Origin of the sequence: Bacillus hominis (genome assembly GCF_018332515.1) — a bacterium.
In the GTDB taxonomy this organism is placed as follows: domain Bacteria; phylum Bacillota; class Bacilli; order Bacillales; family Bacillaceae_G; genus Bacillus_A; species Bacillus_A hominis.
Window position 1 is genome coordinate 1 of sequence record NZ_BOQD01000559.1, and the last position, 467, is coordinate 467.

At 28.7% G+C, this 467-nt stretch carries 1 protein-coding gene; it reads left to right on the top strand.

Translation table 11 applies throughout. The features are described from left to right. Positions 1 to 169 (top strand): septation protein SpoVG family protein (locus KI356_RS27335; protein ID WP_212937021.1); only part of this gene is annotated, 169 nt, incomplete at its 5' end. Positions 170 to 467: the final 298 nt, after the last annotated feature.

Consider the following 467-nt stretch of genomic DNA (forward strand, 5'->3'; position numbering starts at 1 on the left):
ATTATTTGTAGCAATGCCAAGTAAACGTACTCCAGATGGAGAATTCCGTGACATTGCACATCCGATTAATTCTGGTACACGCTCTAAAATTCAAGATGCGGTTTTAACAGAGTATCACCGTTTAGGCGAGTTGGAAGAGGTTGAGTTTGAAGAAGCAGGTGCTTCGTAAAATTCGAATGAAAAGGGCTTTTAAAGAAATCCCTATAATTTTGTAGCAAACTCCTGTAAGCATTTACAGGAGTTTGTTTTTTTTTGAATTTTAAACGTTCCTTATTTAAAAAATCATATCTCGTAAAAAATAAAGATGAAAAACTTCTAATTTTTTCAAAATCATTTAAAATAGTATAGCTTATTTATTAAAAAAGATACTAAAGAGTAAAACATCTTATAAGAATTATGGTAAAATTTAATAGTTATAATGTGTTTCTTGAAATATATGATGATTTAGGATAATATCATTAATGGAT